The organism is Geodermatophilus sp. SYSU D00696, from assembly GCF_054050235.1.
This window is the reverse complement of sequence record NZ_JBJGYY010000010.1, coordinates 117566-138364: the sequence shown is the minus strand read 5'-3', so window position 1 is coordinate 138364 and position 20799 is coordinate 117566. Positions and strand designations below refer to the sequence as shown.

Here is a 20799-nt window from a genome sequence, read left to right as displayed (position 1 = left end):
GGTTTTTTTTTTGGCGGGCCGCGGGGGGGGCGGGGGGGGCCTGTTGGGGGGGGGGTGGGGGGGGGGGGCGGGGGCGGCGGGGGGGGGGGGGGGGGGGGGGGGGGGGCCCCCCCCCCCCCCCCCCCCCGCGACCAACCCCGGAACGGAGCCCGACGCGGTCAGCGGCCGCCGCGCCGCGACCGCCCGCTGAACGACGCTGCCGAGTGGGTCCCGGCCCGCGCGGCCAGCTCGGCGCGGGTGCGCGCCGGACCGGGGGTGCGGGACTGTCCGCGGCTCCCGGCCGTGGTGCCCGCCGTGGCCGACGCCGTCGTGCCCGAGCCGCCGCCGGAACCGCCGCGGCGCCGCCGTCCGCCGCCCTGGCCCTGCGGCTGGGGCGCCGGTGCCGGGGCCGGCTCGACGTACGGCGCCGCGGGGCCGGTGAGCGCGGTGATCTGCTCGGCGCCGGGGCGCACCGTGGCCACGACCGGCGTGATGCCGGCCTGGCGGGTCAGCGTCCGCACCTCGCCGTGCTGGTCGGGCGTGGAGAGGGTGACCACCGTGCCGCCGGCCCCGGCGCGGGCGGTGCGGCCCGAGCGGTGCAGGTAGGCCTTGTGCTCGGTCGGCGGGTCGACGTGCACGACCAGCGCCACGTCGTCGACGTGGATGCCGCGCGCGGCGATGTCGGTGGCGCACAGGACCCGCGTGCCGCCGGTGCTGAACGCCTCGAGGTTGCGCTCGCGGGCGTTCTGGCTGAGGTTGCCGTGCAGGTCGACGGCGGGGACGCCGGCCGCGGTGAGCTGCTTGGCGAGCTTCTTGGCCTGGTGCTTGGTGCGGGTGAACAGCACGCTGCGCCCGAGGCCGGAGGCCAGCTGGCGCACGACCTCGGCCTTGTCCGCGGCGCTCACCTGGAACACGTGGTGCGTCATGGTGGCCACCGGCGCGACGGCGGGGTCGACCGAGTGGGTCACCGGCTGCGACAGGTAGCGCTTCACCAGCACGTCGACGCCGTTGTCCAGCGTGGCCGAGAACAGCAGTCGCTGGCCGCCCTGCGGCGTCCGGTCCAGCAGCCGCTTGACGCCGGGGAGGAAGCCGAGGTCGGCCATGTGGTCGGCCTCGTCGAGGACGGTGACCTCGACGGCGGACAGGTCGGCGTGCCCCTGGCCGATGAGGTCCTCGAGCCGGCCGGGGCAGGCGATGACCACGTCGACGCCGGCGGCCAGTGCCTGCACCTGCGGGTTCTGCCCGACACCGCCGAACACGGTGGTGCAGCGCAGGCCGAGGGCGCGGGCGAGCGGCTCGACGGTGGCGAGCACCTGGTTGGCCAGCTCGCGGGTCGGGACGAGGACCAGCGCGCGCGGCCGGCGGGCCTGGCGGCGGGTGGTGGAGGCCGCCAGCCGGGAGACCAGGGGGAGGGCGAAGGCGATCGTCTTGCCCGAGCCGGTGCGGCCGCGGCCGAGCACGTCGCGGCCGGCCAGCGAGTCGGGCAGCGTCGCGACCTGGATGGGGAACGGGGCGGTGATGCCGCTGGCGGTGAGCACCTCGGCCAGCGGGGCGGGCACGCCGAGCGCCTCGAACGTGGTGTCGGCGGGCAGCACGGTCGCGACGTCGCCGGCGGGGATCTCCTGCGGCTGCGGCTGCGGCTGTGCGGCCGGCACGGCGGTGCCGGTGCCGGTCCCGCGGCCGCGGCCGCCGCGACGGCGGCGCGGCCGGGCGGGGCCGGCGGAGGTGGGGGACTGCTGGGAGGTCATCGGTTCCTCGGGCGTTCTCGGGTCGCCGTCGTCGGTCACCGTGCGCGGGCGCAGGCCGGCCCCGGGGAACGGGGCGGAGCGCGCCGGCGGCGACGTCGGACAGCCGGGCGCGCCTCCGTGGCGCTGCACCAGCCCGACGTCGAGTCCTGCCGCTCCGGATGAGCGAGGGCAACGCCGGTCCCCTCACTCAACCAGACGGGGCCGCCGATCCTGCCGCCGGACCGGGGAGTCGCGCGTCACACCCCCCTGCGAGGGAGGTGCCCTTGTAGCGTCAAAGGCTGATGGAGGCGCCCCGGTAGGTGCGGCGGTAGGCGCCGGGCGCGACCCCGATCGAGGCGCGCAGGTGCGAGCGCAGCGAGGCCGTCGTGCCGAACCCGGCCTCGGCCGCCACGCGGTCGACCGAGGCGTCGGTGGACTCCAGCAGCCGCCGCGCCAGCGCGATCCGCTGCGCGGCGAGCCAGCGCAGCGGCGACAGGCCGGTCTCCTCGCGGAAGCGCCGGGTGAAGGTCCGCACGCTCATCCGTGCGTGCCCGGCGAGGTCGGCGAGGGTGAGCGGCTGGCCCAGGTGCTCGAGCGCCCAGGCGCGGGTGGCCGCGGTGCCCGCGTCGCCGGGCTCGGGCAGCGGCCGCTCGACGAACTGCGACTGCCCGCCCTCCCGCCACGGGGCGACGACGTTGCGCCGCGCCACCCGGTTGGCCACCTCGCTGCCGTGGTCGCGCCGGACCAGGTGCAGCAGCAGGTCGATGCCCGCGGCCACGCCGGCGGAGGTCAGCACGTCGCCGTCGTCGACGAAGAGCACGTCGGCGTCGAGGCGGACGGCGGGGAAGGTGCGGCGGAACGCCTCGGCGTCGCGCCAGTGCGTCGCGGCCGGGCGCCCGTCGAGCAGCCCGGCCGCCGCCAGCAGCGAGGACCCGGTGCAGATCGACACCATGCGGGCGTGCCGCGCGGCGTCCCGCACGGCCGCGGCCAGCTCGGCGGGGACGCGCCCCTCCGTGACGACGGGGCCGCCCATGATGCCGGGCACGACGACCGTGTCCGCCTCGGCGAGGACCGACCCGTCGTGCTCGGGCAGCACCGAGAAGCCGTCCGCGGTGCGGACCGGACGCCCGTCGAGGGTGGCCACCCGGACCCGGTAGAGCGGCCGGCCGGCGTCGTCCTCGGCCAGCCCGAGCAGCCGGTAGGGCAGGCCCAGCTCGAAGCCGACGACCCGGTCGACCGCCAGGACGACGACCTCGTGCGGGACGGGCGGAGGTGCGGAGCCGTTCGCGCTGGCCGCGGAGGACATGGCCGGATCCTTGCACATGTTGACCTCCCGGCCACTGGCCCGGTCGGCATGACACGGGTCATGCTCTCCGGCCGTGACGTCTCCCGCGCCCGTCCGCAGCTCGCGCGTGCACCCGGCGTGGTGGGTGGCGGCGGTGACCTTCCTGGCGCTGGTCGGGGCCGCGGCGTTCCGGGCCGTGCCCGGCGTGCTCATCGACCCGCTGCGCGCGGAGTTCGGCTGGTCGGTGTCGACCATCTCGGCCGCCGTCGCGGTGAACATGGCGCTGTACGGGCTGACCGCGCCGTTCGCCGCCGCGCTGATGGAGCGGTTCGGCATCCGCCGGGTCGTCGTCGGCGCGCTGCTGCTCACCGCCCTCGGCAGCGGCCTGACCGTGTTCATGACCGCGAGCTGGCAGCTGGTGCTGCTGTGGGGGTTCGCCGTCGGGCTGGGCACCGGGTCGATGGCGCTGTCGCTGGTGGCCACCGTGACCGGCCGCTGGTTCGTCGCCCGGCGCGGGCTGGTCAGCGGCATCCTCACCGCCGGCGGCGCGACCGGGCAGTTGGTCTTCCTGCCCGTCGTCGCGGCGATCGCGCAGACCAGCGGCGGCTGGCGGGCGGCCTCGCTGGGGACGACGGCGGCCGCGCTCGCCGTCGTCCCGCTGGTGCTCTGGCTGCTGCGCGACCGGCCGCGCGACGTGGGCGCCGTCCCCTACGGCGGGACCGCCGCCGACGACGTCGACCCGGTGCGCACCGGCGCCGCACGCACCGCCGTCCGCGGCCTGGTGGAGGCGGCGCGGACGCGGCCGTTCTGGCTGCTGGCCGCCGGGTTCTTCATCTGCGGGGCGTCGACCAACGGCCTGGTGCAGCCGCACTTCATCCCCGCCGCCCACGACCACGGCATGCCGGTGACGACCGCGGCCGCGCTGCTCGCCGTGGTGGGGGTCTTCGACATCGCCGGCACCGTGCTCTCGGGGTGGCTGACCGACCGCGCCGACCCGCGGGTGCTGCTCCTGGCCTACTACGCGCTGCGCGGGCTCTCGCTGTTCCTGCTGCCGCCGCTGTTCGGGCCGGACCTGCACGTGAGCATGGTGGCGTTCATCGTCTTCTACGGCCTGGACTGGGTGGCCACGGTCCCGCCGACGCTGGCGCTGTGCCGCGAGCACTTCGGGGCGCGGGCGCCGGTCGCCTTCGGCTGGGTGTTCGCCTCGCACCAGGTCGGGTCGGCGGTGGCCGCGTTCGGCGGCGGCGTCATCCGCGACGTCACCGGCTCCTACGACCTGGCCTGGTTCGGCGCCGGCGCGCTGTGCCTGCTGGCCGCGGCGCTGTCGATCTCGATCCGCCGCCGCCCGGCCCCAGCCGCACCGCCCGCCGTGCCCACCGAGCCGACCACCTCGTCCGCCGCCACCACCCACGGCTGACGCCAGCCCTCCGAGGAGGTGCCTTTGTCGCGATATCGGCACCTGGGTGTCCCCGGCGTGGTGCCTTTGTAGCGCTGATGGCACCCGGCCTGTGGACGACGCCGGTCGGCGGCTCCTGCGTCCACGACGCTGCCCGGGTGTCTGCTCACCGCCGTCTCCTCCCCGGGGTCTTCGTCGGCAGCGCTGCCATCGGCGAGGGCCTCCTCACCCGCGGGCAGCTGCGACGACGCAGCTACCGGAGGCTCACCCAGGGCGTCTACGCCGACCCGGGGCTGCCCGTCGACCACCGGCTCCGCTGCCAGGGCGTCGCACTCGTGATGCCGCCGGGTGTGGCCGTCGGCGGGCACTCGGCGGCCGCCTGGTACGGCGCTGCCTTCGCCGCGGCCGACGACCCGGTGACCCTCGTGTGCCCGGAGGAGATCCGCTGGCGCGGGCCGCGGGAGGCCACCGTGCACCACACGGTCCTGTCACCCGCGGACGTCGTCGTGGTCGACGACGTGCCCCTCACCGTCCCGCTCCGGACGGCCTGGGACGTGATGACCCTCGAACCGCTGACGACGGCCGTCGCCGCGGTGGACGCGATGGTGCGTGCGGGCCACGTCCCGCTCGCCGGCCTCGCCGCGATGGCGGAGCGGGGCGCGGGCCGGTGGGGCGTGAGCCGGGTCCGCCGGGCGGTCCTGCTGGTCGACCCGCGTGCGGAGTCGCCGCGCGAGTCACGGCTGCGGGTCTGCCTCGTCCTCGCCGGTCTCGAGCCCGTGCCGCAGTTCGAGGTCGTCGACGACGGGCGGTTCGTCGCCCGGGTCGACCTGGCCTTCCCGGACGTGCGGCTGGCGATCGAGTACGAGGGGGCGCACCACTTCGAGGCGGACCAGGTCACGCGCGACGCCGAGCGGCTCGACCGGCTCCGCGCCGCGGGCTGGCGGGTGATCCGGGTGACCGCTGCCGACCTGCGCGACCTCGAGGCCCTCGTTGCTCGCATCCGCGCCGCGCTGGCAGCGGTCTGAGCGGCAGGAGCCAATATCGCGGTAAAGGCTCCCGAGGGAAGGAGCCAATATCGCGATAAAGGCACATCAGCCGGGCCGGGCCTCCAGTTCCCCGCGGACCGCGTCGACGGTGTCCGCGAGGGACTCGAGCACCGCGGCGGCGACCCGGCGGTCGTGCTCGGACAGGTCGTCCCCGACCGAGCGCACGCGGTCCCCGAGCGGGCGGTAGACCCGGGCGAAGGCGGCCCACGTCCCCGGCTGCAGGTGGACGTGGACCGCGCGACGGTCGCCGGGAGCCGCGGTGCGGGCCACGTACCCCGCGGCCTCGAGCCGGTCGAGCAGGGCGGTGACCGCGGCGCGGGACAGCCCGAGCGCGTCGGCCAGGGCGCTGGGTCCCAGCGGCCCGTGCTCGAGCAGGTTCAGTGCGCGCAGGTCGTTGCGGCCCACCCCCAGGACGCCGCACGCCGCCTCCTCGAACAGGTCCACCGCGCGGGCCAGCGCCCGGCACGCGGTGAGCAGGTCTGCGGACGGCAGCGTCTGGTTCCCGGACATGGTTCGATGGTCGCATCGTTCACCCGTCGAACTGATGGAGGGGGTCCGCGTGCGCTGGACCGAGAGCATCGACGTCGACCGGCCGGTGGCCGAGGTCCGGGCCGCGATCGCCGACGAGCACGAGCTGATGCGGTGGTCGGCGTGGCCGGAGGCGACCGGCTACACGTGCGCGGTCGAGGGCGACGGGCGCAGCCCCGGATCGGAGATCGTCTTCCGCGACCGGTCCGGCGTCGTCCAGGGCCGGCAGCGGCTGGTGAGCGCAACAGCCGACCGGGTCGAGTACCGGCTGCGCAACCGGCTCCCCGGCGGCCGGGAGATGACGCCGGAGGTCGACTTCCGCATCGAGGACCTCGGCGGCGGCCGGTCCCGGGTGCACCTCGACTTCCGCGCGACCCCGCCGCTGCCACCCGTGGTACGCCGGCTGGCCGAGGCCGTCGTCGGCCGCCGGGTCCGCGCGCTGCACGTGCGCGACCTCGAGCAGCTCAGGGCGCACGTCGAGCGGCGCCCGGCGGTCCCGTGAGCGCCGACCCGCACAGCGGACCGGTGCCGCAGTCGGCCTGGGACGCCGACGCCGAGGCGCGCGCCCGCGGCCGGGTGCAGGTGTTCAACGCGACCCGTCCCGGCGGCCTGGACGGCTGGACGATGGACCTCGCCCAGTACGAGTTCGTGCGGGCCCACATCCTCGACACCCTCGACGACCTGGCCGGCCCGGACGGCTGGGTGCTGCTGCGCGACGTCGTGGCCAGCGCCCAGGAGCGCCACGCCGCCCACCCGCTGTTCCCGAAGGGGCGGCTGCGCAACTACTGCACCTACACCAAGGTCGACCTCGAGGCGCGCGGCGAGATCGAGCGGGCGCCGGGCTCCAGCCCGCAGCGGATCCGTCGCCGTCCCGCCTCCCGGGACAGCCATTAGCGCTACAAAGGCACCCCTCCGGCGGGGTCAGGGGGTCGGGGCGAGGGCGGGGTCGGCGGTCCGGCCGGCCAGCAGGTCGGCGGCGCGCTCGGCGATCACCATCGTCGGGGCGTTGGTGTTGCCGCGGACCAGCGTCGGCATCACCGAGGCGTCGACCACCCGCAGCCCGTCGAGGCCGTGCACGCGCAGCTGCGGGTCCACCACCGCGGCGCCGTCGACGCCCATCCGGCAGGACGACACCGGGTGGTACAGCGACTCGAGCGTGTCGCGCACCGCCTGCCGCAGCCCCTCCCGGGTGCGGACGGTGGCCCCGGGTGACCACTCCTCGGCCAGCACCCGGGCCAGCGGCCCGACCGAGGCGATCTTGCGGGCCTCCTCCACCCCGGTCACCAGCGCGTCGAGGTCGCGCTCGTCGGTGAGGTAGCCGGGGTCGATCGCCGGCGCCCACGTCGGGTCGGCCGAGCGCAGCCGCACCGACCCGCGCGAGTGCACGTGCACGACGACGGCGGCCGCGGTGAACGCGTCGACGTCGGGGTCGACCTCCGCCTGCCGCCAGAACTTGACCGGCAGGAAGTGGTACTGCAGGTCGGGCTCGGCGAGCTCGGGCCGGGACCGGGTGAACAGCCCCGCCTCGGCCAGGTTCGACGACAGCGGCCCGCGGCGGGCGGCGAACCACCGCGCGTAGCCCGACGGCGACTCGCCCCGGAACAGCGACCGCCCCGACCGCACGGTCCAGACGACCGGCACCAGGGGGTGGTCCTGCAGCCCGCCGCCCACGCCGGGCAGGTCGTGGACGACGTCGACGCCGACGTCGCGCAGGTGCGCCGCCGGCCCGATCCCCGACAGCATCAGCAACTGCGGGGAGTTCACCGCGCCGCCGCAGAGCACCACCTCGCCCGACGCGTGCACGGTGTGCACCTGCCCGGCGCGCCGGTACTCGACCCCGGTGGCCCGCCCGCCCGAGACCAGCACCCGGGTGGTGAGCGCGCCGGTCAGCACGGTGAGGTTGGGCCGCCCCAGCGCCGGGCGCAGGTAGGCGTCGGCGGCCGACCAGCGCCGGCCGCGCCGCTGCGTCACCTGGTACCGGCCCACGCCCTCCTGCACGGCACCGTTGAAGTCGTCGTTGCGCGGGTGACCGGCGGCCACCGCCGACTCCACCACCGCGCGGGTCCACGGGTGCGGCGAGCGGAGGTCCTCCACCCGCAGCGGCCCGCCGGTGCCGTGGAACCGGTCGGCACCGCGGGCGTTGTCCTCCATCCGCCGGAACAGCGGCAGCACCCGCTCGTAGGACCACGACGGGTCGCCGGTCAGCCGCGCCCACTCGTCGTAGTCGGCGGCCGCCCCGCGGACGTAGATCATCGCGTTCATCGACGACGACCCGCCCAGCAGCTTCCCGCGCGGCCAGAACAGCCGGCGCCCGCCGAGGCCCGGCTGCGGCTCGGTGGTGTAGTTCCAGTCCCGCCGGGTGCGCCAGAGCTTGTACAGCGCGGCGGGGACCTGCACCTCGAGGACGTCGTCGGACCCGCCGGCCTCCAGCAGCAGCACCCGCACCGACGGGTCCTCGGTCAGCCGGGCGGCCAGCGCGCAGCCGGCCGAGCCGGCCCCGACGACGACGACGTCGTACCCGCCGGTCACCGGTGGCGCCCGTGCACCAGCCCCAGGACCCGCGCCACCGTGTCGGCCGCCGCCGGCGGGCGGCTGAAGGACATGAGGTCCACCGGCAGCCGGAACCGCTGGCGGGTGATCGCCTTGGCGCGGGTGAACTCCTTGAGCCCGTCCTCGCCGTGGATGCGGCCGAAGCCGCTGTCGCCCACGCCGCCGAAGGGCAGCGCCGGGATCGCGGCGAAGGTCAGCACCGAGTTGACGCTGGTCATGCCGCTGCGCATGCGGCGGGCGAGGTCCATCGCGCGCGCCCGCGACCGGGAGAACACCGCGCCGGCCAGGCCGTAGGACGACGCGTTGGTGCGCTCGAGCGCCTCCTCGGCGTCGCGCACCCGGGTGATGGTGAGCGTCGGCCCGAAGGTCTCCTCCCGCACGGCGATCGAGGTCTCGGGCACGTCGAGCAGCACGGTCGGCGCCACGAGGTCGCCGTCCACGGTGCCGCCGAGGACCGCGCGGCCGCCCGACGACGTCGCGTCGTCGAGGTGCCGCCTCACCACGTCGGTCTGCGAGGCCATCGTCATGGGTCCGTAGGCGGCCGCGTCGTCGGAGCCGGGTCGCAGGCCGCGGACCCGCTCGGTCACCTCGGCGACGAACCGGTCGTAGACGGGGGACGTCACGTACGCCCGCTCGATGCCGATGCAGGTCTGCCCGGCGTTGCTCATCGCGCCCCAGACGGCGGCGTCGGCGGCGGCGGCCACGTCGGCGTCGTCGTCGACGATCATCGCGTCCTTGCCGCCGAGCTCCATGAGCACCGGGGTGAGCGTCTCGGCGCAGGCGGCCATCACCTTCCGGCCGGTCGGCGCCGAGCCGGTGAAGGCCAGCTTGGCCACGCCCGCCCGGCACAGCGCGGCACCGGTCGCGCCGTGCCCGGTGACCACCTGGAAGGCGTCGGCGGCGTCGGGGACGGCGGCCCGCCACGCGGCGGCCAGCCACGCCCCGACGGCCGGCGTGTACTCCGAGGGCTTGAAGACCACGGCGTTGCCGGCGGCCAGTGCGTAGGCGATCGAGCCCATCGGCGTGAACACCGGGTAGTTCCACGGGCCGATCACGCCGACGACCCCGAGGGGCTGGTACTCCAGGTACGCGGCGTGGTTGGCCGCCAGCACCCCCGCGCGCACGCGGCGCGGGCCCAGCGTCCGCCGGGCGTGCGCGCCGGCCCAGGCCAGGTGGTCGATCGCCAGGGTGATCTCGAGGACCGCGTCGGCGTGCGGCTTGCCGTTCTCCCGGTGCACCAGGTCGGCCAGCTCGTGCACCCGCCGGGCGAGGTGGCCGCGGTAGGCGGCCAGCCGCTGCCGCCGCCCGTCGAAGCCGAGCTCGGCCCAGTGCCGCGCGGCCGGGCGGGCCCGCTCGACGGTCTGCTGCACCGCGGCGGCGTCGTGCACCGGGAAGACCCCGACGACCGCGCCGGTGGCCGGGTCGGTGGACTCGAAGGTCTCGGTGGTGGCGTGCCGGTCGACGGTGCCGGCGGCGGCGTCGGTGACCGTGTCCATCTGCTCGGCGAGCGACATGTGGCGCAGGTTACCGGTGCGTAGCCCCCTGTCCGGAGCCGACCGCGGGACCCACGCGCTGCCATGCTGGCCGCCGTGGCCGACCCCTTCGACACCGCGGAGCTGCGCCGCCGGGTGCTGGCGGCCTGGCGCGACTCGCCGGCCCGGTTCCGCGAGGACGCCAACGCTGAGGAGGACCTGGTCCGCGGCGGCTACCGCGACCGGCTGCTGGTCGAGCTGGCCCAGAACGCCGCCGACGCCGCCGTCCGGGCCGGGGTGCCGGGGCGGCTGCGCCTGGAACTGGCCACGGTCGGCAGCGGGGTCGGCGGCGGGGGAGAGGTGCTGCACGCGGCCAACACCGGGGCGCCGCTGGACGCCGCCGGGGTGGCAGGCCTCGCGAGCCTGCGCGCGTCGGCGAAGCGTGACGACCTCGAGACGGTCGGCCGCTCCGTGGTCGCGGGCGGGCCGCCGCTCGAGACGATCGGCCGGTTCGGGGTCGGGTTCGCCGCCGTCCTCGCGGTCACCGACGAGCCGGCGGTGCACTCGGTGCACGGCGGCGTGCGGTTCAGCGCCGCCCGCACCCGCGCGGAGGTGGCCGAGGTCGACGTGCTGGCCGGCGAGCTGGCCCGCCGCGACGGCGCCGTCCCGGTGCTCCGGCTGCCCTGGCCCGCCGACGGCCCGCCGCCCGCGGGGTACGCCACGGAGGTCGTGCTGCCGCTGCGCGCCGGCTCGCGGGCCGCCGTCCGCGCGGCGCTGGAGGCGCTCGACGCCGGGCTGCTGCTCGCCCTCCCCGGCCTGACGGAGATCGAGGTGGTCGTCGACGGGGCCTCCCGCACCCTCTCGTGCGCCCGCACCCCGCCGCTGGTCCGTCTGCGCGACGGCGACACGACGACGGCCTGGCGGGTGGCCGAGCGCCGCGGGGAGCTGCCCGCCGAGCTGTTCGCCGACCGCCCGGTCGAGGAGCGCGCCCGCCGCGGGTACACGCTCACCTGGGCGGTGCCCCTCGACGACGACGGGCGCCCGCGGCCGCTGCCGGGTCGCCAGGTGGTGCACGCGCCCACGCCCAGCGACGAGCCGCTGTCCCTGCCGGCGCGGCTGGTCGCGCCGTTCCCTCTCGGCCCCGACCGCCGGCACGTGGCGCCCGGTCCGGTCACCGATGCACTCGTCGCCGTGGCCGCGGAGGGCTACGCCGACCTGGTCGCCGCGCTCGCACCCGACCCCGCGGTGCTCGCCCTCGTGCCGCGCATCGGCCTGGCCGCCGCCGAGCTCGACGCCGCCCTCGGCTCGGCCGTCCTCGACCGGCTGCGCGGGACCGCGTGGCTCCCGGCGGCCGACCCGGAGGCGGGGGAGCGGCTCCGCCCCGACCGCGCGGCCGTCCTCGACGACGGTCCCGACGAGCGGGTCGCCGTCCTCACCGGCGTGCTGCCCGGCCTGCTGCCGGCCGACTGGTCGCGGCGCGAGGGCGCCCCCGCGCTGGCCGCCCTCGGCGTCCGGCGGGTCGGGACGGCACAGGTCGTGGAGGCCGTCGCGGGGGTCGCCCGGCCGCCGTCGTGGTGGGCGCGGCTCTACACCGCCCTCGCGCACGCCGAGCGGGAGGAGCTCGGCGCGCTGCCGGTGCCGCTGGCCGACGGGCGCACCGCCCCCGGTCCGGCCGGCGTGCTGCTGCCCGGCGAGGACCTGCCGGTCGGGCGGCTGGGTCCCCTGGCGCTGCGCATCGCCGCCCCCGAGGCCGTGGCGCCGCCGCCGGCGCGGCGGCTGCTGGAGCGGCTCGGCGCGCGCCCGGCCACCGCGGCCGCGGTGCTGGCCGACCCCGCCGTGCGGGCCGCCGTCGAGGAGTCCGTCGACGCGGTCGACGAGGGGTGGGACGACACCGACCCCGCCGACCTCGCCGGCGCGGTGCTCGCCCTGGTCGCCGCGGCCGGGACCGCGCCCGGGGAGCTGCCGTGGCTGGCCGAGCTCGCGCTGCCCGACGACGACGGCGCGTGGGCGCCGGCGGGGGAGCTGCTGCTGCCCGGGGCGCCGCTGGCCGCGGTCCTCGAGGACGGCGCGCTGGGGCTGCTGGACCCGGACTTCGCGGCCGGGTGCGACCCCGTGGCGCTGCGGGCGGTCGGCGTCCTCACCACCTTCACCCTGGTGCGCGCCGACGATCCCGACGACCTCGACGTCGACGCGGCCGGCGCGTGGGCCGACGCCGTCCTCGACCGGCTGCCCACCGGGGCGCCCCCGCCGTCGTGGCCGCCGCTGACCGCCGTCCGCGACCTGGACCTGGTCGCGGACTGGGACGGCGCGCTGCCGCTGCTGGCCGCCGCCCCCGGCGAGGCGTGGGCCGACGTCGTCCTCGACGGCGTCCCCGTGCCCTCCCACCTGCGCTGGTGGCTGTCGACCCACCCGGTGCTCGGCGGGCGGCGCCCCGACCGGCTGCGCGCGCCGGACGGCGCCGAGCTGGAGGGCCTCTACGAGCCGGCGCAGGCGCCGCCGGAGGTGCTGGCGCGGCTGCGGCCGGCCGCCACGGTCGACGACGTGCTCGCCGACCCCGACGCCGCGCGGGACCTGCTCGACCGGCTCGGCGACCCGGCCCGCACGGTGCGGCCCGCCGTGCTGCGCACCGTGTACGCGCGCCTGGCGGCCGCCCTCGACGGCCTCGACGTCGACCCGCCGGCGCGGGTGCGGGTGGCGCCCGACCGCGTCGCCGACCCGGCCCGGGAACCCGTCGGGGTGCTCGACGCGCCGTGGCTGCAGCCGCTGGCCGACGGCGTCCTCGTGCCCGCCGGTGGTGCGCCCGGGCCGGTCGCCGACCTGCTCGACCTGCCGCTGGTGAGCGAGCGGGTGCGGGCCGCGGTCACCAGCACCCCGGTGCGCCGCGGACCGTGGGCCGCGGTGCCCGGAGCGGAGCTGGCCGCGGCCCGGCTCGGCCGCGCGGCGCTGACCGGGGAGGTCGCCGTGCACGAGCCGCTGCTGGCCGCCGGCCGCCCGGTGGCCTGGTGGCCCGACGGCGCGGTCGACCACGTGGACGGCAGCCCGGCCGCGCTGGGCCGGGCGCTGGCCTGGCGGGCCGGGGCCTGGCCGCTGCGGCAGGCCCTGGCCGAGGCGTTCGCCGAGCCCGGCCGGACCGCCGACCTCGCCGCGGAGGACGCGGTCGGCTGACGCCCGGCCGGGGGCAGGGAGGTCCTTCCTCAGTTCCAGCGCGGGGCGGCCAGCGCGCCGGGCGCGTGCCCGTGCGCGGAGGGGCGACCGCCGCCCCGCAGGGCGCCACCGCGCGCCGCCGAGCGGCGGGGCGTGGCGGCGTCCCTCTCCCAGCAGCGGTACAGCGACAGCCACTGGTCGGCGGTGAGGGCGTCCGCGCGGGCGGTGGGCGGCAGGCCGGCCGCGTGCAGCCAGCGCACGCCGGCCACCCCGGGCAGCCGGGTGCGCAGCACGGCGCCGAGGGCCGCAGAGGGTGCGGCGAGCACCGCCGACGCCAGCCGGTCGAACGCGGCCGCCTCGGCGGTGGGCAGGGCGCCGCGGGCCTCGGCGGCCGCAGGGGACGGGGATCGGGCAGGACGTGACACGGGAGGCCTCCGGAGGGGAGGTCGGACCGGCCGCCGGCAGCCGGCAGCCAGGGAGGGGGAGCGCCTGAGGAGGGCGCGAGGAGGAGCGGGGAGCCGGGGGCTCGACCCGCGGGCGTCGGCGGAGGACGCGGGCGTCGTCGCGGGAGGGGCTCAGAGGCGCATGACGGCGACGCTAGAGCGGTCCCGCGGACGCCGCCACGGGTTTTCGGGAGAGGTCAGTCCCGGCCGCGGTCCCGGGCGGCCTTGCGGGCCTGGTGGGCCTCCCAGCGCGCGCGGTCGCGGGCCCGCGCGTCGGCACCGCGGTCCCACTTCACGCGGCGCCGGCGCGCCCGGGCCAGCTCCCGCTCCTCGAAGTCGGGGTGGCTCTCCCAGTCGCTGGCCATCGCCAGGACCACGAGGAGGACCAGCCCGAAGACGGCCAGGCCGAGGGCCACGATGACGTTGCCGACGGCGACGACGGCCACCGCCGACACCGCCGCCCAGATCAGGCCCGCCAGGACCAACCGCCCGTTCACGCCCCCAGTATCCCCGCGTCCACCGGGTGGGCGGGCACACGGCGGGGCCCCTTGCGCACCACCGACCCCGGGCCTACCGTCCGAGGTGCGGTTCAACACTCAGCCGTGTACGTCCTCCCCGGACTCCGCGCTTGGTGCGGCTGGTGCAGCCGCTGTCCTTCGCACGGGCCCGCTCTCGACTGAGAGGCGCACCGTGACCACTGTCTCCCCTCGTCCTGCCGCCGACCTGCTGACGGTCGACGTCATCCCCGCGGACGGCGCCGTGCGCATCGTCTGTACCGGCGAGGTGGACTGCTCGACCGCCCCCGAGCTGCGCGAGGCCGTCGACGGCGCCCTCGCCGGCGGGCCGCCCGTGGTGACCGTGGACCTGGAGGCCGTGACCTTCCTCGACTCCGCGGGCCTGTCGGTGCTCGCGGTCGCGCACCGCACCGCCGACCGGGCCGGCACCCGGCTCCGCGTCCTCGTCGGTACCCGCGCGGTCGCCCGCGCCCTGCAGGTCACCGGCCTGTGGGAGCTGCTCGGCGCCGAGCAGGTCGTACCCGGCGCCGGCGCCGCATGACGTAGACCTCCCCTCAGCGCCTCCTGACGCCACCACCTCCGGCCAGGCCGCGTTCCCGCCCGTCCCCGGCGGGGGAGCAGACTGCCTGTCGAACCGCCCGGACGCGGGCGGTGTCCACGAGCCGAGGAGGACGCCGTGCGTGACGCGGTCATCTGTGAGCCGCTGCGGACCCCGGTGGGGGGCTTCGGGGGGTCGCTGCGGGACGTGCCCGTGCAGGACCTGGCCTCGACCGTCATCCGGGCGCTCGTCGAGCGCACCGGCCTGCCGCCGGAGTCGGTCGACGACGTCGTCCTCGGCCACTGCTACCCGACCATGGAGGCGCCGGCCCTCGGCCGCGTCGCCGCCCTGGACGCGGGCCTGCCCGTCACCGCCGCCGGCATCCAGGTCGACCGCCGCTGCGGCTCGGGCCTCCAGGCGGTGCTCTACGCGGCGATGCAGGTGCAGAGCGGGTCGGCCGAGGTCGTGCTGGCCGGCGGTGCCGAGTCGATGAGCAACGCGCCCTTCTACTCGACCGCGATGCGCTGGGGCGTCAAGGCCGGTCCCGGCGTGCTGCTGCAGGACGGCCTGGCCCGCGGCCGGGTCACCGCCGGCGGCGTCCACCACCCGGTGCCCGGCGGGATGCTGGAGACCGCCGAGAACCTGCGCCGCGAGTACTCGATCGGCCGCGAGGAGCAGGACGAGTACTCCGTGCGCAGCCACCGGCGCGCCGCCGCCGCCACCGAGGAGGGCCGGTTCGCCGACGAGGTCGTCCCGGTGACGGTCAAGGGCCGGAAGGGCGACACCGTCGTCGACCGCGACGAGCACATCCGCCCCGACTCGGACGTCGAGACCCTGGCCAAGCTCCGCCCGATCATGGGCAGGGACGACCCCGAGGCCACCGTCACCGCCGGCAACGCCAGCGGGCAGAACGACGGCGCGGCGGCCTGCGTCGTCACCTCGCCGGAGAAGGCCGCCGAGCTCGGGCTGCGCCCGCTGGCCCGGATCGTGTCCTGGGCCGTGGCCGGCGTGCCGCCACGGACCATGGGCATCGGCCCGGTGCCGGCGACGGCGAAGGCGCTGGACCTGGCCGGCCTCAAGCTCTCCGACATCGACCTCGTCGAGCTCAACGAGGCCTTCGCCAGCCAGGTGCTCGCGGTGACCCGCGAGTGGGGATTCACCGAGGCCGACTTCGACCGGATGAACGTCAACGGCTCGGGCATCTCGCTGGGCCACCCGGTGGGCGCCACCGGCGCGCGGATCCTCGCCACGCTCACCCGCGAGATGGACCGGCGCGGCGCCCGCTACGGCCTGGAGACGATGTGCATCGGCGGCGGGCAGGGCCTGGCCGCCGTCCTCGAGCGCGTCTAGGCCCGCCGGGCAGGGGTCGGGGGCTGCCGGGCATGATCGGCCGGCAGTCCCCGACCCCCGAGGAGCCTCCCCATGAGCGAGTCCCGCGCCCGCGTCGCCGTCGTCACCGGGGCCGCCCGGGGCATCGGCGCGGCCACCGCCCTGCGCCTGGCCGCCGACGGTTTCGCCGTCGCGGTCATCGACCTCGACGAGTCCTCGACCGCGGGCACCGTGCAGGCCATCGAGGCCGCCGGCGGGCGCGCGCTCGGTGTGGGGGCCGACGTCGGGGACGCCGAGCAGGTGCAGGCCGCCGTCGACCGGATCGCCGCCGAGCTGGGCCCGCCGGTGGTGCTGGTGAACAACGCCGGCGTCACCCGGGACAACCTGCTGTTCAAGATGACCGACGCCGACTGGGACCTGGTCATGCACGTGCACCTGCGCGGCTCGTTCCTGATGACCCGGGCGTGCCAGAAGCACATGGTCGACGCCGGGTGGGGCCGGGTGGTCAACCTGTCGTCGACCTCGGCGCTGGGCAACCGCGGCCAGGCGAACTACGCGACCGCGAAGGCCGGCCTGCAGGGCTTCACCAAGACCCTCGCCATCGAGCTGGGCAGGTTCGGCGTCACCGCCAACGCCATCGCCCCCGGCTTCATCCAGACCGAGATGACCAGGGCCACCGCCGAGCGGATCGGCCGCGACTGGGACGAGTACGTCGCCGAGCGCGCCGCCGCCATCCCGGTGGCCCGCGCCGGCGTCCCCGAGGACATCGCGCACACCGTCTCGTTCTTCGTCAGCGAGGGCGCCGGGTTCGTCTCCGGCCAGGTCGTCTACGTCGCCGGCGGCCCCCGCACCTGAGGAAGGACCCCCGTGCCCCCCACGCCTCGCACGCGCAGGCGGAGGGCCCCTGCACGAGGGCCGTTCCAGCACGTCACTGCGACGGGTCGCGGTCGGGGTAGCGGGCGCGGGCGAGCGCGTAGACGCCGAACGCCGCGAACCCGACCGCCACCACGGTGAGCAACGCCGGCCCCGCGCCGGTGCGGCCGATCGCCGTCATCGCGCCGTCGAGGCCGGTGGCGGTGGAGACGTCGGCGGTCGACGCGGCCCGGAACAGCAGCACCCCGACGACGCCGAACGCCACGCCCTTGGCCACGTGGCCCACGCGACCGACCACCTCGATCACCGGCTCCCACCGGTCGGGGGCGGCGGGCAGGTCGATGTCGCGCATGAAGCCGCCGGTCGCCCCGCGCCACAGGGAGTAGGCGCCGACCGCGGCGACCCCCACGGCGGCGGTACCCACCGCCACCGCGCCGCCGGGCACCTCCAGCGTCTCCCCGGTCAGCTCGCGCAACCGCTCGTCGGCCTCGTACTCCGCGCCGACGGCGAACAGCAGCGCGGTGACCCCGAGGACGGCGTAGACGGCCGCCTTGGCCAGGCACTTGGCGCACACCACCGCGGTGCGGGTGCGGTGCTCCCGGTCGAGCAGTCCGTGCCACCACAGCAGCACCTCACCGCCCTGCCACAGCGCCAGCGCGAGCAGGCCCAGCCCGATCGCCCACAGCAACACCGCGCCGCCGGGGGTGCCGGCCACCGCCTGCAGCGCGCCCGTCTGGTCGGCGTCGGCGTCCTCGGCGCCGCGGGACACCCGCCAGGTCAGCCAGCCGATGAGCAGGTGCACCACGCCGTAGGCGACCAGCCCGAGGCGGGCGAGGGCGCGCAGGACGGGGTGGTCGGTGACGCCCCGGGCGGCCGAGACCGCCCGGTGCACCCGGTCGAGGGCGCGCGGGCGCCGCACGCTCAGGTGCGCTCGGGATAGCGCGCCCGCACGAAGCAGTAGGCGCCGAACGCGGCGATGCCGACCGCGACCAGGGTGAGCAGGAACTGCCCGAAGGGCGCGTCCAGGATGGTGCGCAGCGCGCCGTCGAGGCCGCTGGCCTTGCTCGGGTCGAAGGTCACCGCCGCGTAGACCAGCAGCGCGCCGACGACGCCGAACGCGACGCCCTTGGCCGGGTAGCCGACCTGGCCCAGCCGGGTGACCAGGCGCCGCGCCGACGGGGACGCGGAGGCCAGGTCGACCTGCTCGAGGAACTTCTTCGTCGCGCCCTTGACCACGTGGTAGACGCCGACGCCGATGACGACCAGGCCCACGAGGCCGACCAGCCAGCGCCCGGCCGGCCAGCCGAAGACGCCGGACACGGTCTGCTGCTGGCCGGAGCCCGATCCGCCGCTGCCGGTGGCGTACCGGAACGCGAGGACCGCCAGGGCCAGGTAGACCACCGCCTTCGCGACCGCCTTGCCCGACCGGGTCAGCGCCTTCTTCCGCGCGTCGCCGGACGCCGACCAGCCCGACCGCCAGCGCAGCACCTCGGCGGCCTGCCACAGCGCCAGGGCCACCATGCCGATCGCGATGATCCACAGCAGCGGCTTGCCCACCGCGGACCCGGCCACGGTCTCCAGCGCACCGGACTGGTCGGCCGACTGGCCGCCGCCGCCCCACGCCAGTTGCAGTGCGAGCCAGGCTATGAGCAGGTGCACGACCCCGTAGGCGATCAACCCCACCCGGGCCAGGTTCTCCAGGGTGTCGCTGTTGCCCGCCCGTCCCGCCGCACCCGTCACCGAGCCGGTACCGCTCATCGCCGCCGCCCTCCCGCGCGCACCCCGTCCGTGATCAGCGTGGCACGGGTGCGACCCCCGCGCGGGGGGGGGGGGGGGGGGGGGGGGGGGGGGGGGGGGGGGGGGGGGGGGGGGGGGGGGGGGGGGGGGGGGGGGGGGGGGGGGGGGGGGGGGCGGCGCAGCGGCCGCCGCCCCCTCCCCCCCCCCCCCCCCCCCCCCCCCCCCCCCGCCCGCCCCCCCCCCCCCCCCCCCCCCCCCCCCCCCCCCCCCCCCCCCCCCCCCTCGACCGGGTGTCCCCGCCGGGTCGTCCGGCCGGTGCGGGACACTGGCGTCGTGGTCAACGCGACGACGGCACGCAGCACCCCCCTCCGCACCGAGCAGGAGACGGCCCGCCGGGCCTGGCCGGTGCGGGCGGCGCTCGGGGTCGCGCTGGTCGTGCTCGCGGTGGTCGCCGTCGTCACCGGCGACCTCGGCGCCCGCCTGCTGCTGGCCGGCCTGGGCCTGCTCGCCGCCGGCCGCGGGGTCGCCCTGCTGCGGGCCGGGTCGGCGCCGGCCGGTGCCGCGGCGGTGGCCGGCGGGGTCGCCGCCGCCGCGGTCGCGGTGGTGTCGGCGGCCGCCACCGGCTGGGTGCTCCTGCTCGGCGTTCCGCTGCTCCTGCTGGCCGGCGCCGGCGTCGCGCTCGCCCGCCGGGGCGCCGCCCGCCGCGGCGGCACGGCGCTGCTGGTGTGGGCCGGGCTGGTCGGCGCCCTGCTGGCCGCCACGGCGGTCTCCCAGGGCACCGGGCGGGCCGCCGAGGTCGCCGCGGTCGTCGCCGCCCTGGTCACCGGCCTCGCCGCGGTGCCGCTGCTCGTGGCCGCCGCCGGGCTGCGCGCGGTGGCCAACCGCCCGGCGCCGGCCCGCCCGCTCGGGTGCGGCGGCTGCGCCTGCTCGGCCGGTGGCTGCGGCGCCTGAGGTCAGCCGACCAGCCACACCCCCGGCCGGCCGTCGGCGGCCGATCCGCTGACCCACACCGTCGCGCCGTCGGAGGCCATCGCCACGTCGGCCACGTGCCCGTCGGCGGCCAGCCGCACGGGCGTGGTCCGCCCGGTGGCCAGGTCGACGACGAACAGGTGCGGCGCGCCCGTGACGTACCCGGGCAGGTAGGCGGTCGCCCCGGCCGGGTCGACGGCGAGGTCGCCGTTCGGCACCGCGCCGACGGGCAGGTCGATCTCCTGCAGGACGTCGCCGGAGACGCCGACCAGGCGCCAGGTCGCGTCCACGGGGTCCACGGCGTCCCAGCCGGCCACCGTCACCCACGCGGTGCCGTCGCCGCCCACGGCCACCTCACCGACCCGGCTGGCCTCCGCGCCCGAGCCCAGGTCGGACGCCTCGCCGGGCGCCTCGGCCGACCCGGCGTCCACGGTGGTGAGCATCGCCCGCGGCTGAGCCCCGCGGACGTCGACGTCGGCGTCGAGCGCGACCACGAGGTCCCCGTCGGGTGCGACGGCGACGTCGGCGGCCAGCGCGGTGGTGGCACCCGGCACGGCGACGGCGGTGGTCAGCAGCACCGCGCCGTCGCCGGCGTCGACCGCCACCAGGTGCGGGCCCTCCGCCGCGGCGCCCAGCGCGAGCACCAGGGTGTCCCCGCCCTCGGTGACGACGGCGGCGCGGGTGCGGCTGTCCGCCAGCTCGGGTGAGTCGACGGCGACGGTGGCTGCCGCTCCGCTCGCGTCCACCCGCACCAGCCCCCAGCCGGTGCCGCCGTCCGGCAGCGCCACCTGGCCGACCGCGAGGACGGCATCGCCGGTGGTCTGCACGTCGACCAGCCCGGAGACCGCGGGCACGTCCACCGACCAGACCGGCTCGGGGCTCACCGGGGGACCCTCCCCGCCGCCCTCGGCGGTCACCGGCCCGACGTCGACCAGGACCGAGCCCGCGGCCGCGTCGGAGGGGTCCCGCTCGAGCCAGACGAGGACGCCGTTGCCGCCGTCGGCGGTCAGGCCCACCGCCGCACCCCCGGCTCCGGCGTCGGTGCCGAGGTCGGCGAACCCGAGCACCTCGGTGAGGTGCGCCGGTGGGCCGGGCGCCTCGGCCGGCGGCGGGACGGCCGGGCTCGCGGTGCCGGTGACCGCCGCGGAGCAGGCGGGCAGGAGCAGCACAGCGGCCAGGCAGGCGGACGGGAGGATGCGACGGGCGGTCACGGCGGCGACCCTCGCCGGGCGCTCTTGCGACCGGCCTGCGGAGGTCTTGGAGCGACA

At 77.8% G+C, this 20799-nt stretch carries 19 protein-coding genes; 9 read left to right on the top strand and 10 right to left on the bottom strand.

Annotation, left to right across the window (positions count from 1 at the left end; translation table 11 throughout):
* Positions 1 to 158: 158 nt before the first annotated feature.
* Positions 159 to 1727 carry a DEAD/DEAH box helicase gene (locus ACI79O_RS08950; RefSeq protein WP_456913922.1) on the bottom strand — a complete coding sequence of 523 codons (1569 nt, stop codon included), beginning with the start codon at positions 1725 to 1727 and terminating at the stop codon, positions 159 to 161.
* Positions 1728 to 1998: 271 nt separating this feature from the next.
* Positions 1999 to 3012, bottom strand: a complete 1014-nt coding sequence (locus tag ACI79O_RS08945; RefSeq protein ID WP_456892517.1) for a GlxA family transcriptional regulator — start codon at positions 3010 to 3012, stop codon at positions 1999 to 2001.
* A 73-nt stretch (positions 3013 to 3085) separates the two neighbouring features.
* On the opposite strand from ACI79O_RS08945, the gene ACI79O_RS08940 reads away from it, so the two are divergent.
* Positions 3086 to 4408, top strand: coding sequence for an MFS transporter (locus ACI79O_RS08940; protein ID WP_456892514.1), 1323 nt, complete (start codon positions 3086 to 3088; stop codon positions 4406 to 4408).
* Between the two features lie 137 nt (positions 4409 to 4545).
* Complete coding sequence (locus ACI79O_RS08935; RefSeq protein WP_456913921.1) at positions 4546 to 5412, top strand: endonuclease domain-containing protein; 867 nt, start codon at positions 4546 to 4548, stop codon at positions 5410 to 5412.
* A gap of 66 nt (positions 5413 to 5478) precedes the next feature.
* Here ACI79O_RS08935 and ACI79O_RS08930 read toward each other — a convergent pair whose 3' ends face one another.
* Positions 5479 to 5943, bottom strand: coding sequence for a MarR family winged helix-turn-helix transcriptional regulator (locus ACI79O_RS08930; protein WP_456892510.1), 465 nt, complete (start codon positions 5941 to 5943; stop codon positions 5479 to 5481).
* 49 nt (positions 5944 to 5992) lie between these two features.
* Between ACI79O_RS08930 and ACI79O_RS08925 the strand changes: the two genes are divergently transcribed.
* Together ACI79O_RS08925 and ACI79O_RS08920 are read left to right on the top strand one after the other, a co-directional pair.
* Positions 5993 to 6463, top strand: coding sequence for an SRPBCC family protein (locus ACI79O_RS08925; RefSeq protein WP_456913920.1), 471 nt, complete (start codon positions 5993 to 5995; stop codon positions 6461 to 6463).
* Complete coding sequence (locus tag ACI79O_RS08920; RefSeq protein WP_456913919.1) at positions 6460 to 6855, top strand: DUF6958 family protein; 396 nt, start codon at positions 6460 to 6462, stop codon at positions 6853 to 6855. Before ACI79O_RS08925 ends, ACI79O_RS08920 begins: the two co-directional genes overlap by 4 nt.
* Before the next feature lie 27 nt (positions 6856 to 6882).
* Here the strand turns inward: ACI79O_RS08920 and ACI79O_RS08915 are convergent, their stop codons facing one another.
* Both ACI79O_RS08915 and ACI79O_RS08910 read right to left on the bottom strand, forming a co-directional pair.
* A complete protein-coding gene (locus tag ACI79O_RS08915; RefSeq protein WP_456913918.1) occupies positions 6883 to 8490 on the bottom strand; it encodes a GMC family oxidoreductase in 1608 nt (535 codons plus the stop codon).
* Positions 8487 to 10025 (bottom strand): aldehyde dehydrogenase family protein, encoded by a 1539-nt coding sequence (locus tag ACI79O_RS08910; protein WP_456913917.1) that lies wholly within the window; start codon positions 10023 to 10025, stop codon positions 8487 to 8489. Before ACI79O_RS08910 ends, ACI79O_RS08915 begins: the two co-directional genes overlap by 4 nt.
* 75 nt (positions 10026 to 10100) lie before the next feature.
* Here ACI79O_RS08910 and ACI79O_RS08905 point away from each other — a divergent pair, with 75 nt between their 5' ends.
* Positions 10101 to 13148: a sacsin N-terminal ATP-binding-like domain-containing protein gene (locus ACI79O_RS08905; RefSeq protein WP_456913916.1), complete on the top strand. Its 3048-nt coding sequence runs from the start codon at positions 10101 to 10103 to the stop codon at positions 13146 to 13148.
* A gap of 29 nt (positions 13149 to 13177) precedes the next feature.
* On the opposite strand, the gene ACI79O_RS08900 is transcribed toward ACI79O_RS08905, so the two are convergent.
* Positions 13178 to 13552: a hypothetical protein gene (locus ACI79O_RS08900; RefSeq protein ID WP_456913915.1), complete on the bottom strand. Its 375-nt coding sequence runs from the start codon at positions 13550 to 13552 to the stop codon at positions 13178 to 13180.
* Between the two features lie 215 nt (positions 13553 to 13767).
* Positions 13768 to 14067: a hypothetical protein gene (locus ACI79O_RS08895; protein ID WP_456873607.1), complete on the bottom strand. Its 300-nt coding sequence runs from the start codon at positions 14065 to 14067 to the stop codon at positions 13768 to 13770.
* A 193-nt stretch (positions 14068 to 14260) separates the two neighbouring features.
* Between ACI79O_RS08895 and ACI79O_RS08890 the strand changes: the two genes are divergently transcribed.
* The 3 genes from ACI79O_RS08890 (at position 14261) to ACI79O_RS08880 (ending at position 16807) form a co-directional block, all read left to right on the top strand.
* On the top strand, positions 14261 to 14626 hold the full coding sequence (locus tag ACI79O_RS08890) for an STAS domain-containing protein (protein WP_456873608.1): 366 nt from the start codon (positions 14261 to 14263) through the stop codon (positions 14624 to 14626).
* 135 nt (positions 14627 to 14761) lie between these two features.
* Positions 14762 to 15973 (top strand): acetyl-CoA C-acetyltransferase, encoded by a 1212-nt coding sequence (locus ACI79O_RS08885; protein ID WP_456913914.1) that lies wholly within the window; start codon positions 14762 to 14764, stop codon positions 15971 to 15973.
* Positions 15974 to 16045: 72 nt separating this feature from the next.
* Complete coding sequence (locus ACI79O_RS08880) at positions 16046 to 16807, top strand: SDR family oxidoreductase (protein WP_456892496.1); 762 nt, start codon at positions 16046 to 16048, stop codon at positions 16805 to 16807.
* 73 nt (positions 16808 to 16880) lie between these two features.
* Here the strand turns inward: ACI79O_RS08880 and ACI79O_RS08875 are convergent, their stop codons facing one another.
* Positions 16881 to 17744, bottom strand: coding sequence for a DUF1206 domain-containing protein (locus tag ACI79O_RS08875; RefSeq protein ID WP_456913913.1), 864 nt, complete (start codon positions 17742 to 17744; stop codon positions 16881 to 16883).
* A 2-nt stretch (positions 17745 to 17746) separates the two neighbouring features.
* The gene (locus tag ACI79O_RS08870; protein ID WP_456892492.1) at positions 17747 to 18583 is read right to left on the bottom strand and encodes a DUF1206 domain-containing protein; all 837 of its coding nucleotides are present in this window, start codon (positions 18581 to 18583) and stop codon (positions 17747 to 17749) included.
* 312 nt (positions 18584 to 18895) lie between these two features.
* Here ACI79O_RS08870 and ACI79O_RS08865 point away from each other — a divergent pair, with 312 nt between their 5' ends.
* Positions 18896 to 19513, top strand: a complete 618-nt coding sequence (locus tag ACI79O_RS08865) for a hypothetical protein (protein ID WP_456913912.1) — start codon at positions 18896 to 18898, stop codon at positions 19511 to 19513.
* A gap of 2 nt (positions 19514 to 19515) precedes the next feature.
* Here the strand turns inward: ACI79O_RS08865 and ACI79O_RS08860 are convergent, their stop codons facing one another.
* Complete coding sequence (locus ACI79O_RS08860; RefSeq protein ID WP_456913911.1) at positions 19516 to 20742, bottom strand: hypothetical protein; 1227 nt, start codon at positions 20740 to 20742, stop codon at positions 19516 to 19518.
* Between the last annotated feature and the right edge of the window lie 57 nt (positions 20743 to 20799).

Excerpts from the sequence above, each read along its gene's own strand:
- ACI79O_RS08950 (WP_456913922.1), bottom strand. The coding sequence starts at position 1,727 with ATGACCTCCCAGCAGTCCCCCACCTCCGCCGGCCCCGCCCGGCCGCGC.
- ACI79O_RS08945 (WP_456892517.1), bottom strand. The coding sequence starts at position 3,012 with ATGTCCTCCGCGGCCAGCGCGAACGGCTCCGCACCTCCGCCCGTCCCG.
- ACI79O_RS08930 (WP_456892510.1), bottom strand. The coding sequence starts at position 5,943 with ATGTCCGGGAACCAGACGCTGCCGTCCGCAGACCTGCTCACCGCGTGC.
- ACI79O_RS08910 (WP_456913917.1), bottom strand. The coding sequence starts at position 10,025 with ATGTCGCTCGCCGAGCAGATGGACACGGTCACCGACGCCGCCGCCGGC.
- ACI79O_RS08880 (WP_456892496.1), top strand. The coding sequence starts at position 16,046 with ATGAGCGAGTCCCGCGCCCGCGTCGCCGTCGTCACCGGGGCCGCCCGG.
- ACI79O_RS08870 (WP_456892492.1), bottom strand. The coding sequence starts at position 18,583 with ATGAGCGGTACCGGCTCGGTGACGGGTGCGGCGGGACGGGCGGGCAAC.